A 14,193-nucleotide genomic window follows, 5' to 3' on the forward strand; every position below is an offset into this window, starting at 1 on the left:
CCCCGAAGTGATTAGTGATGACCATGACCGTGGCCACCCGGCCCACGCCCCCAGCCGCCGCGATGGTCGCGACGATCGTTCCAGCCCTCGCGATAACCGCGTTCGTAAGCCTTCCGTTTATCCCAACCGTGATGACGCCTGTTATCATAATGACGCCAGCGGTTGTCACGCCATTCATAGTGACGACGCCAGTAATCACGGTCGCGCCAGCCGCCACCGTCCCAGTAATTACCGTAATTATCACGATCGCCTATTTGTAATTTTACAGATGGCAGCAGGGTGATCTCTCCGGCATTAGCGGCCCATGGCGCTGAAGCCAAAAGCACTGCTGCCAGAATCAGTGACCTGAACATACTCTTCTCCTTCACGATCGGGGCCTGAGAACCTGATGAATAGGCTCTCATTGGACCTGTAACGTGATATTACGGGGCGGTAAAGCCCCGCAGCATTGGATGAACTCCTAAATCGCGGATAAGAGCACTTTTTGCTAAAGGAAATCTTCGTTTACGCCGCAAGGATGGCGTCAATCGCCATGCGCTCTTCAGCGCTGAAATGCCGGTTGCTCAACATGCCGACGGCATCGTCAAGCTGTGCCGTTTTGCTGGCGCCAATCAGTACCGAGGTTACTTTCTCATCCCGAAGCACCCAGGCGAGCGCCATCTGCGAGAGCTTCTGCCCGCGGGCCTGCGCCAGCGCGTCCAGCTGGCGCACTTTTGCCAGCTTCGCTTCGGTTAACTGATCGGCCTGCAGGAAGCGGCTGCCGCTGGCAATGCGGGAATCCGCAGGAATACCGTGCAGATAGCGGTCGGTCAACTGGCCGCCGGACAGCGGTGAAAACGCAATGCTTCCTACCCCTTCCGCCTGCAGAAAATCGAGTAACCCCTCCTCAACCCACCGTTCGAGCATCGAGTATTTAGGTTGATGGATAAGGCACGGCGTACCGAGATCATTGAGAATGCTCACCGCCTCAGCGGCCTGCGCCAGCGGATAGTTGGAAAGCCCGACGTACAGCGCTTTACCCTGACGTACGATATGGTCCAGCGCGCGCATGGTTTCCCGCAGCGGGGTTTGCGGATCGGGGCGGTGATGATAGAAGATATCCACGTATTCCAGCCCCATACGCTTCAGGCTTTGGTCGAGGCTGGCCACCAGATATTTGCGCGACCCCCAGTCACCGTAAGGCCCGTCCCACATGGTGTAACCGGCCTTAGTGGAGATGAGCAGCTCGTCGCGCCAGGGCAAAAAATCTTCCCGCAGAATACGGCCGAAATTGCTCTCCGCCGACCCGGGAGGCGGCCCGTAGTTGTTGGCTAAATCAAAATGAGTGATGCCTAGATCAAACGCGTGCCGCAGCAGCTGGCGGCTGGTTTCCACCCGCGTTTCGTCGCCAAAGTTGTGCCATAGGCCGAGTGAAATTGCCGGTAGCTTTAAGCCGCTCCGCCCGCAACGACGATATTCCATGGTTTGATATCGCGCCGCATTTGCCTGGTAAACCATACTTCCTCCGCAGATAGGACCGGTTGTGTATACGTTTACACTAAAGAATGTTCAGCGCGGAGTACACTCCCCAAATGCGTAAATTTTGCTTTCCACCCCGATTATTGTTCGCAATCTGGACAGTTTGATCGCTTATTCAATACTCAGATTACCTGCACGGGAGGAGGAGTATGGATATGCAACCGACTTATACCATTGGCGATTATCTGCTGGATCGTCTCGTAGATTGCGGCATAGACCGCTTGTTTGGCGTACCTGGCGATTACAATTTACAGTTCCTCGACCGCGTCATCGCCCATGATGCGTTGGGATGGGTTGGCTGTGCGAATGAGCTCAATGCCGCCTACGCCGCCGATGGCTATGCGCGTATTAAAGGGGCCGGCGCGCTGCTGACGACCTATGGCGTGGGCGAGCTGAGCGCGCTTAACGGCGTGGCCGGCAGTTATGCGGAACATATTCCGGTTCTGCACATCGTCGGCGCCCCCTGCTCCGGGTCGCAGCAGCGCGGAGAGCTGTTGCACCATACTCTGGGAGATGGCGACTTCACCCATTTCTCGCGCATGAGCGAACAGATCACCTGCACCCACGCCACGCTGACGGCGGGGAATGCCTGCCATGAGATCGACCGCGTGCTGAGCGACATGTTAACCCATCATCGCCCCGGCTATTTGATGCTGCCGGCCGACGTGGCAAAAGCGAAAGCGACGCCGCCTGCCCGGCGCCTGGCGATCGAGGGGCCGCCGGCGGATGAGAATCAGCTGGCCAGCTTTCGTGAATATGCCGGGCAGATGCTACGCAGCAGCCGGCGGGTCTCGCTGCTGGCGGATTTCCTTGCGCAGCGCTATGGCCTGCAGGATACGCTGCGGGCGTGGGTGGCGAAAACGCCGATCGCTTACGCCACGATGCTGATGGGCAAAGGGCTGTTCGATGAGCAACAGCGTGGTTTTGTCGGCACCTACAGCGGAATCGCCAGCGCTCCGCAAACCCGGGAAGCCATCGAAAATGCCGATACTATCATCTGCGTAGGCACCCGCTTTACCGATACCATTACCGCCGGGTTCACCCAACACCTCCCCCTTGAACAGACCATTGAAATTCAGCCGTTTGCCGTCAGAGTCGGCGAGCACTGGTTCAGCCGTATCCCGATGGATCAGGCGCTGGGGGTGTTGATGACGTTGTCCGCCGGCCTGGCCGCGGAGTGGAGGTTGCCGTCGTGCTCCGCGCCGGAGGCGGGAGGGGCCGCCGGGGGCAGTCTGACGCAGCGTAATTTCTGGAGCACGGTACAGGAGCAGCTGCGTCCTGGGGATATTATTCTCGCCGACCAGGGGACGGCGGCCTTCGGGGTTGCCGCGCTGAAGCTGCCGTCCGACGCGACGCTGCTGGTGCAGCCGCTGTGGGGATCGATAGGCTTTACCCTTCCGGCAGCCTACGGCGCGCAAACCGCGGCGCCGGGCCGGCGGGTGGTATTGATCGTCGGCGATGGGGCCGCTCAGCTGACGATCCAGGAGATGGGCTCAATGTTGCGCGATAAACAGAACCCGCTGATTTTGCTGCTCAATAACGAAGGATACACGGTCGAGCGTGCCATCCACGGACCGGAGCAGCGCTATAACGATATCGCGCTGTGGGACTGGAACCGGCTGCCGGGGGCTTTCGCCCCGGGAGTACCGTCCCGCTGCTGGCGCGTGACGAACACGGAGGAGCTTGAAGAGGCGATGGCCGACAGCGTCGGCTCAGACAAGCTGACGCTGGTGGAGGTCATGCTGCCCAAAATGGATATCCCGGATTTCCTGCGAGCGGTCACCGAGGCGCTGGAGGAGCGAAACAGCCGCGTCTAATCGTTGCGATGTCGGGCGATCATCAACGGCTTCCCGGCCAACAGCAGCCAGGCCGGGAGCATCACGATGCACAGCAGCGGCAGCAGGGTCGTATCCGGCACCACGACCGCCGCCATAAACAGGCTCAGCCAGCCATCGCGGGTGACCACCAGAGTCATGCCGAGGATGGCGCAGGAGACCGTGATGGCGGCCGGAACCGCGTCCACGTGCGCGTGCAGCATTAAACCGAGCGCCACGCCGACGAACACCGCGGGGAAAATGCGCCCGCCGCGAAAACCGCTGGCGGCGGCCAGCACCAGCGCCGCCAGCTTCACCAGCGCAATCAGCAAAAAGTCGCCGGCGGTCAGGGTCTGGCTAAAGGCGATCTGCTGCATTTCATCCAGCCCTTTGAACAGCGTGATATGCCCGCCAATTGCGCCAAGAATACCCAGCAGCAACCCGCCGACGCCCAGCGTCAGGACGGGGTTTTTCAGGCGATGCATCAGCGCGTGCAGCCGCGGTAGACACCAGACGGTAACCATTCCCACGGCAATCGCGATAAGCGTGACGATAGCGCCGCTAAAGATGTCCACGAGGTGCATTTGCGGATACTGCGGGATCGGCAGCGAGAAGCCGGGATGGAAAAACAGATCGGTGGTCAGCGCGCCGGCCGCTGCCGCCAGCAGCGGGGCGAACAACCGATCCCACAGCGGCACCTCATTGCTGCTGTTGAGGGTTTGCGAAAAAATGAGCGCCGCGGCCACCGGCGTACCGAACAGCGCGCCGATGGTGCCGGCGGCGGCAAGGATCGTCCAGTCCAGCGAGCTGACCCGGGGAAACAGGCGTGAACCCAGCGCCACCGCAAGGGCAATATTGACCACCATGATCGGGTGTTCCGGTCCAAGGCTGACGCCGCCGGCGAGACCTAAAATCAATGCCGCAAGCAGGCCGGGCAGCGCGTTGGTGCTGATGGGGGCGCTGATTAACGACTCGCTAGCCGGATCCGGGCCGGCATGCCCGGGGCTAAAACGCACGATCAGTCCGACGGCGATACCGGTCATCGTCAGGAGGGCAATGGTCCACAGTTGACCGCTGCCCTCGATACCTAAGCTTAGCGGCACGACGGACCACAGGAGATTTTGCAATACCGCTGCAATCTTCATCGTCACAATCAATACAAGGCTGGAAGCGATACCAATAATCAGTGCGGGTATCGATAACAACAGCATCGTTCTGGCGCGCGGATGCAGCATGAAAAATTTCCTTTTGATGGTTACGCGGCACGCGTTTGCTTCGACGCTCTCCGCGCACGGAGACAAGCGCGTGCTGAAACGAGAAAGTGGCGGCTATGCCTGACGATCTCGCGCGGCGTCGATAATCATTTTTCACAGATTACAACCTAAATGTGACATAGATCGCTAAACTGTGGGCGCTTGTGCGTTGGTCGTTGTTGTTAAGGCATCATGAATTTACAGTGTGCCAAAGAATCATTTTGACTTTAGTGGAGCCGTAACGGAATGACAAAATTTGCTTTAGTAGGAGACGTCGGCGGAACCAATGCCCGACTGGCATTATGTGATATGGCAAGCGGGGAGATTTCGCGGGCAAGAACCTATTCCGGGCTCGATTATCCCAGTCTTGAAGCCGTTGTTCGCGTCTATTTGCAAGAGCAGAACGTCGAGGTTGAAGACGGCTGCATCGCGATTGCCTGTCCGATTACCGGTGACCGGGTGACGATGACGAACCATACCTGGGCCTTTTCCATCGCTGAAATGCAAAAGAACCTCGGGTTCTCCCATCTGGAAATCATCAACGATTTTACCGCGGTATCGATGGCGATCCCGATGCTGAAAGCTGAACATCTGATTCAGTTTGGCGGTACGGCGCCGGTGGAGGGGAAACCTATCGCCGTCTACGGCGCGGGAACCGGTCTCGGCGTCGCACATCTGGTGCACGTCGATAAACGCTGGGTAAGCCTGCCGGGCGAGGGCGGCCACGTTGACTTCGCGCCAAACAGCGAAGAAGAGGGCCTTATCCTCGAAGAGCTGCGCGCCGAACTGGGCCACGTCTCTGCCGAACGCGTATTGTCCGGCCCGGGTCTGGTGAATCTTTATCGGGCGATTGTGAAATCTGACGGCCGTCTGCCGGAAAATCTCCAGCCGAAAGATGTGACCGAACGCGCGCTGGCGGATAGCTGTATCGACTGTCGTCGCGCGCTGTCGCTGTTCTGCGTGATTATGGGGCGCTTTGGCGGCAACCTGGCGTTGACGTTGGCCACCTTCGGCGGCGTGTATATTGCGGGCGGCATTGTACCGCGCTTCCTGGAGTTCTTTAAATCCTCCGGCTTCCGCGGCGGTTTTGAAGACAAAGGGCGATTTAAAGCCTTCGTTCAGGATATCCCGGTATACCTGATCGTCCACGACAACCCGGGGCTGTTGGGGGCCGGGGCGCATCTGCGTCAGACCCTGGGTCAGATTCTCTGAGACTCAGCCAGCCAGCCCGTACCGGCGTTGCCACGCCCGGGCGGGCTGCCATCCTGCTCCTTTCCCCGCTACAAATGCATTAACTGGCGAAACTCTTTGACCTTGCTGCGGCTGACCGGGACCTGAAATTCCAGATCGCGTAAGCGCAGGATATAGGTGTTGTTGAACCACGGTTCAATTTCGCGGATTTTATTCAGATTGACGCAGTAGGAACGGTGGCAGCGGAAGAAGTGCGCGGTTGGCAGCTTGCCGCAAAACTCCGTAATGTTCATCGGCATTACGAACGATTCCCGGCGGGTATAGACGAAGGTCATTTTTTCGTGCGCCTCCGCGTAGTAAATATCGTGAATGCTGGTGACGATAATCCGCTCATCTTTAATCAGATTGATGGTGTCATTTTCGCGCTGCGGGTTGGCGACGACGCCGGCATGGCTCTCTATCTGCTGCTGTTGCTGCCAGGCGCTGGCCAGCTTTTGCAGCATATTCACGATCCGCGACTCCTGATACGGCTTGAGAATGTAGTCGAACGCCTCCAGTTCAAAGGCTTCCACCGCATGCTCTTTCCAGGCGGTGATAAACACAATAAACGGTTTATGCGCGAACTGACTGATGTTCTGCGCCAGCAGGACGCCGTCGAGCGAGGGGATATTGATGTCGAGAAAAATGGCATCGACCTTGTTGTGCTGCAGAAATTTCAGCACGTCCAGCCCGTCGTCAAAGGTGCCGACAATCTCCATCTGGCTGTGGGTGTTAATCAACCAGGTGAGCTCCTGTTGCGCCAGGAACTCATCTTCAACAATGATGACTTTCATTTTTTCTCCGCTCATGGCAACAGAGACACCGGCGTGGTCTGGGATACGAGCTTGTTTGGCACGTAGAAGGCAATTTCCGTCCCGGGGGTCATGCGGCGGATATGCAGCCCTTCGCCATACAGCAGTTTGACCCGATGATGGACGTTGAGCAGGCCGATTTTATTGCCCGGCATTTCATCGGCTTCCACCCGCGCGACCACCGCAGGATCGATCCCATTGCCGGTATCGCGAACGCTAATCCGTACCCGATTGCCGCACTCATTGATGCCGATGGTCACCACGCCTTTCCCCTTGCAGGGCTGGATGCCGTGGACGATGGCATTTTCCACCAGCGGCTGGATCAGCAGGCTGGGTATCACGCAGCTGACTTCATCATCAATATCGTAGATAACGGTCAGCTTATCGCCGAAGCGCGCCTGCTCGATGGCAATATAATCCTTAATCTGGTACAGCTCCCTTTTGATATCAATCTGCTCGTCATCTTTTAATTCAATGTTATAGCGCAGATAACGCGATAAATTAAAAATGAGCTGACGGGCGGTGTCCGGGTTCATACGAATTGAGGATGAAATCGCATTAAGCGCGTTAAACAGAAAATGGGGGTTGATTTTACTTTGCAAGGCGCGCAGTTCCGCCTTGTTAGCCATTTCCCGCAGCTGTTCCGCCCGCGACACCTCCAGCTGAGTGGAGATGATTTGCGACAGTCCAACCGCCATCTCCTGCAGGGATGAGGTGATGCGGTGGGCGTGACAGTAGTAAATTTTCAGCGTGCCGGTGACGACGCCTTTCTCGCGCAGCGGGATCACCAGCATCGAGTGTATTTCCGGGGTTCTGTAAGCCTCATCATTATTTTTAATGATGATTTTCCCGCTTTCTATCGCCAGGCGGGTGGTGGGGCTGATGCTGTTGTCATGGTCGTGATAGTTGCTTTCGCCAAAGCCGACATAGGCCAGTACCCGGTCGGTGGTGGTAATGGCCACCGCATCGGCGTTGATATCCCGGCGGATGATGTCGCAAACCTGGCGCAGGGATTCACTATTTACGTGGCGGAACAGCGGTAGCGTTTTATTGGCGATATCCAGCGCCAGTTTTGCCTGGCGCGCGGCGCTGGCCTCTTTTTCCCCCTCGACGCTCTGCACCAGCAGGACGATAAACCCGATACAGATGCTGCCAAGGATCATCGGAATACCGATTTTGGAGACAATATCCACGCCCAGCGACCACGAAGGCGCCCACAGGATCACGAGGATCATGGTCAGCGTTTCGCAAACCATACCGGCGAGGATCCCGACTTTCCAGCGCTGGGCTTTCGGGACTTTGCGGTTAATCAACCCGGACAAGAGCCCGGCGACGATGCTGGTGATAAAGCAGGGCACGGCGGTCACGCCGTCGATATCGATAAGATAACGGTGCACGCCGGCAATGACGCCAACGATGGCCCCGACCCACGGGCCAAACAGGATCCCGCCGGACATCACCGCAATAATACGGACGTTGACCAGCGAACCTTCAACCGGTACGCCGGACCAGGTGCTGAACAGGGCAAACATCGAAAAGATGGCGGTGACGGCCAGCAGCTCTTTCGGCGTGTGCGCCGATTTATGCAGGAGTTCGCGGAACAGGCGCAGGCGGATCAGGAAAAAAAGGCAAATCAACATGAGCGCCGCGCGGTCAAAAACCGCCAGCAGCATAGTGAATATTTCGTGCATGGGTGCGCCGTGTCTGTCGCGGGAAAGCGCTATGATAAAAAACCTGGCGGCAGAAGGCCAGCCGAAGCGATAAACAGGGAACAGCCACACTAAAAAAAGGGGATTTTCGGCGCGGTAAGAGCAGCCGCGATGCTCTTCGGCAACATGATAACATCAGGTAAACCAATAGATATTAATAGGTTGCATTCAATTTTCGCCGCCGCTAAATCAGGGACCTTTGTTACCGTATTTAATGGAACCGATGCCCGTTTTTTTCGCCAGAGATTATTTTTTTCTTCCCCTCTCGACAGCATCAATTTTTTCGGGTTATTTTCTCAACATGTCGCAAAGGCGACAGCGTCGCTCGGACGGTCCGGGCGCTCACGTTAATCCGAGGAATCTATGACTGAATCCAGTCCTGAACGCCGCTTCACGCGTATCGATCGTCTTCCCCCGTACGTTTTTAACATTACCGCTGAACTGAAAATGGCTGCGCGTCGGCGCGGCGAAGATATTATCGATTTCAGCATGGGTAACCCCGACGGCGCGACCCCGCCGCATATCGTGGAAAAATTATGTACCGTTGCCCAGCGGCCGGATACGCACGGCTACTCCACATCCCGCGGCATTCCTCGTCTGCGCCGCGCGATTTCGCGCTGGTATCAGGATCGCTATAACGTCGACATCGATCCGGAATCGGAAGCGATCGTCACCATCGGCTCGAAAGAGGGGCTGGCGCATCTGATGCTGGCGACGCTGGATCATGGCGACACGGTGCTGGTGCCGAATCCCAGCTACCCGATTCATATTTACGGCGCGGTGATTGCCGGCGCCCAGGTACGTTCGGTACCGCTGGTCGAAGGCGTTGATTTTTTCAACGAGCTGGAGCGTGCGATTCGCGAAAGCTACCCGAAACCCAAAATGATGATCCTCGGTTTCCCTTCCAACCCGACCGCGCAGTGCGTCGAACTGGAATTCTTTGAGAAAGTGGTCGCCCTGGCGAAGCGTTACGATGTGCTGGTGGTCCACGATCTGGCCTATGCCGACATCGTCTATGATGGCTGGAAAGCGCCGTCGATCATGGAAGTCCCCGGCGCGCGCGATGTGGCGGTAGAATTTTTTACGCTGTCCAAGAGCTATAACATGGCCGGCTGGCGTATTGGCTTTATGGTCGGCAATAAAACGCTGGTCAACGCGCTGGCGCGGATTAAAAGCTATCACGATTACGGGACTTTCACACCGTTGCAGGTTGCGGCTATCGCTGCGCTGGAAGGCGATCAGCAGTGCGTACGCGATATCGCTGAGCAGTATAAGCGCCGCCGCGATGTGCTGGTTAAAGGGCTACACGAAGCGGGCTGGATGGTGGAGTGTCCGAAAGCGTCCATGTACGTGTGGGCGAAAATTCCTGAACAATATGCGGCGCTGGGCTCGCTGGAGTTTGCGAAAAAGCTGCTGCAGGATGCGAAGGTCTGCGTTTCGCCAGGTATCGGCTTCGGCGATTATGGCGACACTCACGTGCGCTTTGCCTTAATCGAAAACCGCGATCGTATCCGGCAGGCCATTCGCGGGATCAAGTCGATGTTCCGTGCTGACGGACTGCTTCCCCCCTCTGCCAGGTCTGCTGGCGAAAGCCAGGAATAAAAAAAGGGAGCCGCTGGCTCCCTTTTCTTTGACGCTGGTATGGTTTAGATCATCAGGGCAAAAGTACCGGCCCATACGATGACCATAAAAGATACGCCCATAATAAAGTATTTCACGACTCATCACTCCGCGTTCTCGGCGAAACGCCTAAATGAATTTAATCTTCATTATTGTTGACTCTGATCTGTCGCAGTAAAAACCAGAACATTCTGGCGGCTGCGGCAGCTCGAAATTCTGTGCGCTAACTGCTCCAGATGGCGCTAATGTACGCCTAAAAAATGAGGGAAACAAGAGGCGTTTTTTTATTAATTTTTAGTTACTTACGAGTGTCGTGATTCGGCGACACATTAATTTCATTCGGTAATAAAATCCATTCCGGCGACGGCTGCCAGCGCCGAGCAACTGCTGAGATATAGCTGTTTGATTTTGGGATTTTTTCTCTTGCGAGCGGGCGGGTCTGCGACGCGGAAACGGACTTCCGGCGCCGCCAGGAAACGTTTAATCGACAGTCGGCTGCGCTTTTCGCCATTCCCGCGGATAGTGGGCGGGAACGAAACGCAGGGTCATCCCCATCAGTACGACGACGCAGAGGGCGTGAAACGCCCAGTCCAGCAAATAACCGCCGCTCAGGCTGCGTAGCAGGCCCGACAGCCACGGAGAGGCGCCGGCCACGATAAAGCCAATGCCCTGCATAAAGGCCACCAGTCGGCCTGCCACCGCGGGCTGCGGCGAGTGGTCGAGCGCCAGCACCAGGCAGAGGGGAAATGCGCCGCCTAAACCAATACCGCAGCCCACCGCCCAGAGCAGCGGCGCCTGCAGCGGCAGCCAGAGAAAGCCGCAGAAACCAATGAGCTGCAGCAGTAACGTCAGCATCAGCAGCTGGCGCCGATCGTCATGCCGGGCGAGCATCGGTATCAGCAGCGCGCCTGCCGTCTGGCCGACGGTCATCATTGCCAGCAGGGTACCGCTAAACTGGGCGCTATAGCCCAACTGCATGTAATAAGGCGGCAGCCAGGCGATTAAACTGGCGTAGCCGCCGTTAATCAGGCCAAAGTAGAGTCCGAGCGTCCAGGCGCGGCGGCGGCGAAAGAGCGGAAGCGGTATTGCGGCTGCGGCCGGCGGCGTCCTGCCAGACCGTGTGCGGTTGACGAGCCACCAGCCGAAGAGGGCGGCGACCGCGGGCAGTGTCCACCAGGCAAGCGCCTGATGCCAGACGGCGCTGCGTTGCGCCAGCCATGGCGTTAATGCCGCCCCCAGACCGCCGCCACCCATCAGTGCGGCAGACCACAGCCCCATCACCTGAGGCGTCCGCTGATAAAACTGGCGTTTAATGAGTGCCGGGATCGTCGCCTGAATAATACCTATACCGACGCCGCCGAGCAGGGCGCTACTGAGCAGCAGCCCGCTGCGTGGGGCTAATTCGCGCAGCAGGGCGCCTGCGGCAATCAACAACAGGCTCAGCGCGATTCCGCGGCCTGCGCTGATATGGCGGTCAAGCCACGGACTCGCCAGCGCCAGCGCGCCCATGGCGATGACCGGGATCGCGGTGAGCAACGAAACGAGGGTAAAGCCCATCCCGCTTGCCTGCTGTAGCTGGGGAAGCAGCGGGCCGATGGAGGTCAGCAGCGGGCGCATATTGAGGCCAATCAGCACCAGTACGAGGAGCATCAGAGGGTTGCGCGGGGTCGGGCTCATTTCTGCTTATCCACCCAGGGTTGATAAAGCGCAGGCCTGTCGGGCTGCGGGCAGTAGAGTACGGTGAACGGCTGTTTTATCCGCGCAATGGCGTGCTGCAGGTCGTTATCGTGGACGGACATACGGACTCCTGAATATCGATGCGGGTTCGGGGGTGGCAAGGCAGCATTGCCTTTGCATATGCGGATAGGGTACGTAGCTTATTCCATAAGGGAAAAGAATTATTTATGATTAACTCTATTTGTTTTACTTATAGGTAATCCGATGCTGCTACGTCATCTCACCTGTTTTCTGGCCGTTGCCGAACATCGCGGCTTTACCCGGGCCGCGACGGCGCTGCATGTCTCACAGCCGGCATTATCACAACAGATTCGCCAGCTTGAAGAGACCCTGGGCGTTCAGCTTTTTGACCGAAGCGGGCGCACTACCCGCCTGACGGATGCTGGTGAGGTCTGGCTGATCTATGCCCGCCGGGTGCTGCGGGATTTGGCTGAAGGTCGGCGGGCGCTTCATGACGTTGATGACTTACAGCGAGGCACGCTGCGGGTTGCAATGACGCCGACGTTTACCTCCTATTTTATGGGACCGCTGGTGGCTTCCTTCTATCAGCGCTATCCCAACATTACGTTGAGCATGCGTGAAATGACCCAGGACCAGATGGAAGCACTGTTACTCAACGACGAGCTGGATCTCGGGATTGCCTTTGACGACAGCGGCTCGCGGGATATCGAGACCTTGCCTTTACTGACCGAAACCCTGGCGCTGGTGGTGGGCCGTCACCATCCGTTAGCGACGCAGCGCCGGATAACGCTGGAGGTTCTCAATCAGACCCCGCTGATCTTATTGAGCGCGGAGTTTGCCACCCGCGATCAAATCGATCGCAACTGTCGGCGGCATGATATTCAGCCGAAGGTACAGATGGAAGCCAACTCCATCAGCGCGATACTGACCGTTATTCAAAGTACGATGCTCTCGACGCTGTTACCGGCCGCTATCGTGCGCGAGCGTGACGATCTGGTGGCGGTGGAGCTTATGCCGTCGCTGCTGGAGAGAACCGCCTGTCTGTTACAGCATAAGGATGCCTGGCAAAGCGTCGCCGCGCGTGAATTTCGCGCAATGGCTTGCCATGTGGCCGCAGGTCTCAATGTTGAGAAGAGTGAATGCCCGTAGCGCTCGTCCACCTGTGCGTGTCGGTACCCTTCCATCCGGATATCCCTTGAGGGGCAAAATGTCGGGGGGATAGGCGGTGAGGTGAATAAGCTGAGAGAGAGAGGACATCTCCGGGTACGGAAACGGTATCTCAAGGCGATGGGGGAAACAGGCGAGGAAGGGTAATGGTGTCCCCTGCAGGAATCGAACCTGCAACTAGCCCTTAGGAGGGGCTCGTTATATCCATTTAACTAAGGGGACGAAGCGGCGGGAGTATAGCGTTTTTTTCCTTGCAGGTTAAGCATCTATAGCTTGACTGCTTAAACTGTCGCCACTTAAGGGTGTTTTTTAGCCTTGCGCTGCGCTTTTTTCTCGGTGCTCATGTCATTACGAATCTGCGCGTGGCTGAGCAGCGCAAAAATAAAGGTTCCGCCGCAGATGTTGCCGGCCAGGGTGGGCAGCGCAAAGGGCCAGATGAAATCCTGCCACGGTAGCGCACCGTTGAACACCAGGTAAAAAATCTCGACGCTGCCGACCACAATGTGGGTGGTATCGGCAAGGGCGATCAGCCAGGTCATCATTATGATCACCACGATTTTTGCCGCGCCCGCGGCGGGAAACATCCAGACCATGGTCGCCACCAGCCAGCCGGAGATAATCGCGTTAGCGAACATTTCGGTCGGCGTATTCGCCATCACCTTTAAACTGATCTCCTGAAAAGCGCCGCGGGTGGCGTCGTCAAAAATGGGCATAATAGTAAAGGCCCACGCCGCAATGGCGGTGCCGATCAGGTTACCCGACAGAACAAGGCCCCACAGCCGTAATAAGAGGCCAATATTGCCGGGCGTCGGCTTATGCATGATCGGCAACACCGCCGTCACGGTATTCTCGGTAAACAGCTGCTGGCGGGCCATGATGACGATAACAAACCCGAAGGTATACCCCAGATTTTCCAGCAAAAAACCGCCGGGAAGTTCGCTCAGATGGACATGAAAAATCCCTTTGGCCACCAGCGAAGCCCCCATCGACAGGCCAGCAGCCACCGCAGACCACAGCAGGGCGAGGGCATCGCGTTCCAGCTCCTTCTCTCCCTCCTGGCGGATCTCTTCATGGGTCGCCATCGCACGTGAGGGCAGACGCTCCTCGTTGACTTCGATCTGTTCGCCGTCCTGCTTTTCTTCGCTTTCGACTTCCATCTCATCGTGATGCGGGCGGTCGTGAGGTTTTGGATCTGAGGTCATGCCGTTTCCCCTGTGCAATTTTTCCTTCTCATAAGCGTAGAGAGATTTCCCCCGTCTGGCCCGGGATAACCTGCTAAATTTTTCACAATGGCAAGATTAGCAATACGGATATTGCAAAATATGTATAGAATCAGGACGCAATACTTATACCAAAGAGGGCTATGCTGAAA

At 57.3% G+C, this 14,193-nt stretch carries 13 protein-coding genes and 1 tRNA gene; 4 read left to right on the top strand and 10 right to left on the bottom strand.

Translation table 11 applies throughout. The annotated features are described in order from the left end of the window. Positions 1-11 precede the first annotated feature (11 nt). Both ACI2JR_RS16000 and mgrA read right to left on the bottom strand, forming a co-directional pair. Positions 12-353, bottom strand: a complete 342-nt coding sequence (locus ACI2JR_RS16000; protein ID WP_132725863.1) for a DUF2502 domain-containing protein — start codon at positions 351-353, stop codon at positions 12-14. A 151-nt stretch (positions 354-504) separates the two neighbouring features. Further along, on the bottom strand, positions 505-1,497 hold the full coding sequence (gene mgrA / locus ACI2JR_RS16005; RefSeq protein ID WP_132725860.1) for an L-glyceraldehyde 3-phosphate reductase: 993 nt from the start codon (positions 1,495-1,497) through the stop codon (positions 505-507). 176 nt (positions 1,498-1,673) lie between these two features. Between mgrA and ACI2JR_RS16010 the strand changes: the two genes are divergently transcribed. Beyond that, positions 1,674-3,335 (top strand): alpha-keto acid decarboxylase family protein, encoded by a 1,662-nt coding sequence (locus tag ACI2JR_RS16010; RefSeq protein ID WP_132725857.1) that lies wholly within the window; start codon positions 1,674-1,676, stop codon positions 3,333-3,335. On the opposite strand, the gene ACI2JR_RS16015 is transcribed toward ACI2JR_RS16010, so the two are convergent. Then, entirely contained in the window at positions 3,332-4,567 is a 1,236-nt protein-coding gene (locus tag ACI2JR_RS16015; RefSeq protein WP_462478965.1) for an ion channel protein, read from the bottom strand. The genes ACI2JR_RS16010 and ACI2JR_RS16015 overlap by 4 nt on opposite strands. 264 nt (positions 4,568-4,831) lie before the next feature. Between ACI2JR_RS16015 and glk the strand changes: the two genes are divergently transcribed. Continuing rightward, positions 4,832-5,797 (top strand): glucokinase, encoded by a 966-nt coding sequence (gene glk, locus ACI2JR_RS16020; RefSeq protein ID WP_462478966.1) that lies wholly within the window; start codon positions 4,832-4,834, stop codon positions 5,795-5,797. A 68-nt stretch (positions 5,798-5,865) separates the two neighbouring features. Here glk and ACI2JR_RS16025 read toward each other — a convergent pair whose 3' ends face one another. Together ACI2JR_RS16025 and ACI2JR_RS16030 are read right to left on the bottom strand one after the other, a co-directional pair. Beyond that, positions 5,866-6,609: a LytR/AlgR family response regulator transcription factor gene (locus ACI2JR_RS16025; RefSeq protein ID WP_132725848.1), complete on the bottom strand. Its 744-nt coding sequence runs from the start codon at positions 6,607-6,609 to the stop codon at positions 5,866-5,868. Positions 6,610-6,620: 11 nt separating this feature from the next. After that, a complete protein-coding gene (locus ACI2JR_RS16030; protein ID WP_165905641.1) occupies positions 6,621-8,300 on the bottom strand; it encodes a sensor histidine kinase in 1,680 nt (559 codons plus the stop codon). A gap of 399 nt (positions 8,301-8,699) precedes the next feature. On the opposite strand from ACI2JR_RS16030, the gene alaC reads away from it, so the two are divergent. After that, positions 8,700-9,938, top strand: a complete 1,239-nt coding sequence (gene alaC / locus ACI2JR_RS16035) for an alanine transaminase (RefSeq protein ID WP_132725842.1) — start codon at positions 8,700-8,702, stop codon at positions 9,936-9,938. 44 nt (positions 9,939-9,982) lie between these two features. Here alaC and ypdK read toward each other — a convergent pair whose 3' ends face one another. From ypdK to ACI2JR_RS16050, 3 genes are all read right to left on the bottom strand, one after another. Next, entirely contained in the window at positions 9,983-10,054 is a 72-nt protein-coding gene (gene ypdK, locus ACI2JR_RS16040; protein ID WP_099130696.1) for a membrane protein YpdK, read from the bottom strand. Between the two features lie 382 nt (positions 10,055-10,436). Next, entirely contained in the window at positions 10,437-11,633 is a 1,197-nt protein-coding gene (locus ACI2JR_RS16045) for a cyanate transporter (protein ID WP_462478967.1), read from the bottom strand. Next, positions 11,630-11,755, bottom strand: a complete 126-nt coding sequence (locus ACI2JR_RS16050; RefSeq protein ID WP_462478968.1) for a hypothetical protein — start codon at positions 11,753-11,755, stop codon at positions 11,630-11,632. The genes ACI2JR_RS16045 and ACI2JR_RS16050 overlap by 4 nt, the downstream gene beginning before the upstream one ends. A gap of 142 nt (positions 11,756-11,897) precedes the next feature. On the opposite strand from ACI2JR_RS16050, the gene cynR reads away from it, so the two are divergent. Continuing rightward, positions 11,898-12,803, top strand: coding sequence for a transcriptional regulator CynR (cynR, locus tag ACI2JR_RS16055; RefSeq protein WP_132725836.1), 906 nt, complete (start codon positions 11,898-11,900; stop codon positions 12,801-12,803). A 165-nt stretch (positions 12,804-12,968) separates the two neighbouring features. On the opposite strand, the gene ACI2JR_RS16060 is transcribed toward cynR, so the two are convergent. Together ACI2JR_RS16060 and ACI2JR_RS16065 are read right to left on the bottom strand one after the other, a co-directional pair. Further along, positions 12,969-13,043: transfer RNA gene (locus ACI2JR_RS16060), tRNA-Arg, on the bottom strand. Between the two features lie 74 nt (positions 13,044-13,117). Beyond that, a complete protein-coding gene (locus ACI2JR_RS16065; protein ID WP_132725834.1) occupies positions 13,118-14,023 on the bottom strand; it encodes a formate/nitrite transporter family protein in 906 nt (301 codons plus the stop codon). Positions 14,024-14,193 lie beyond the last annotated feature (170 nt).

The organism is Klebsiella sp. NPDC088457 (genome assembly GCF_044900465.1).
Classification (GTDB): Bacteria; Pseudomonadota; Gammaproteobacteria; order Enterobacterales; family Enterobacteriaceae; genus Klebsiella.

What these genes read in the sequence shown, in the direction of transcription:
- ACI2JR_RS16010 (WP_132725857.1), top strand. Translation starts at nt 1,674, where the DNA reads ATGCAACCGACTTATACCATTGGCGATTATCTGCTGGATCGTCTCGTA.
- ACI2JR_RS16025 (WP_132725848.1), bottom strand. Translation starts at nt 6,609, where the DNA reads ATGAAAGTCATCATTGTTGAAGATGAGTTCCTGGCGCAACAGGAGCTC.
- cynR (WP_132725836.1), top strand. Translation starts at nt 11,898, where the DNA reads ATGCTGCTACGTCATCTCACCTGTTTTCTGGCCGTTGCCGAACATCGC.
- ACI2JR_RS16015 (WP_462478965.1), bottom strand. Translation starts at nt 4,567, where the DNA reads ATGCTGCATCCGCGCGCCAGAACGATGCTGTTGTTATCGATACCCGCA.
- glk (WP_462478966.1), top strand. Translation starts at nt 4,832, where the DNA reads ATGACAAAATTTGCTTTAGTAGGAGACGTCGGCGGAACCAATGCCCGA.
- mgrA (WP_132725860.1), bottom strand. Translation starts at nt 1,497, where the DNA reads ATGGTTTACCAGGCAAATGCGGCGCGATATCAAACCATGGAATATCGT.
- ACI2JR_RS16045 (WP_462478967.1), bottom strand. Translation starts at nt 11,633, where the DNA reads ATGAGCCCGACCCCGCGCAACCCTCTGATGCTCCTCGTACTGGTGCTG.
- ACI2JR_RS16050 (WP_462478968.1), bottom strand. Translation starts at nt 11,755, where the DNA reads ATGTCCGTCCACGATAACGACCTGCAGCACGCCATTGCGCGGATAAAA.
- ACI2JR_RS16065 (WP_132725834.1), bottom strand. Translation starts at nt 14,023, where the DNA reads ATGACCTCAGATCCAAAACCTCACGACCGCCCGCATCACGATGAGATG.
- ACI2JR_RS16000 (WP_132725863.1), bottom strand. Translation starts at nt 353, where the DNA reads ATGTTCAGGTCACTGATTCTGGCAGCAGTGCTTTTGGCTTCAGCGCCA.
- alaC (WP_132725842.1), top strand. Translation starts at nt 8,700, where the DNA reads ATGACTGAATCCAGTCCTGAACGCCGCTTCACGCGTATCGATCGTCTT.
- ACI2JR_RS16030 (WP_165905641.1), bottom strand. Translation starts at nt 8,300, where the DNA reads ATGCTGCTGGCGGTTTTTGACCGCGCGGCGCTCATGTTGATTTGCCTT.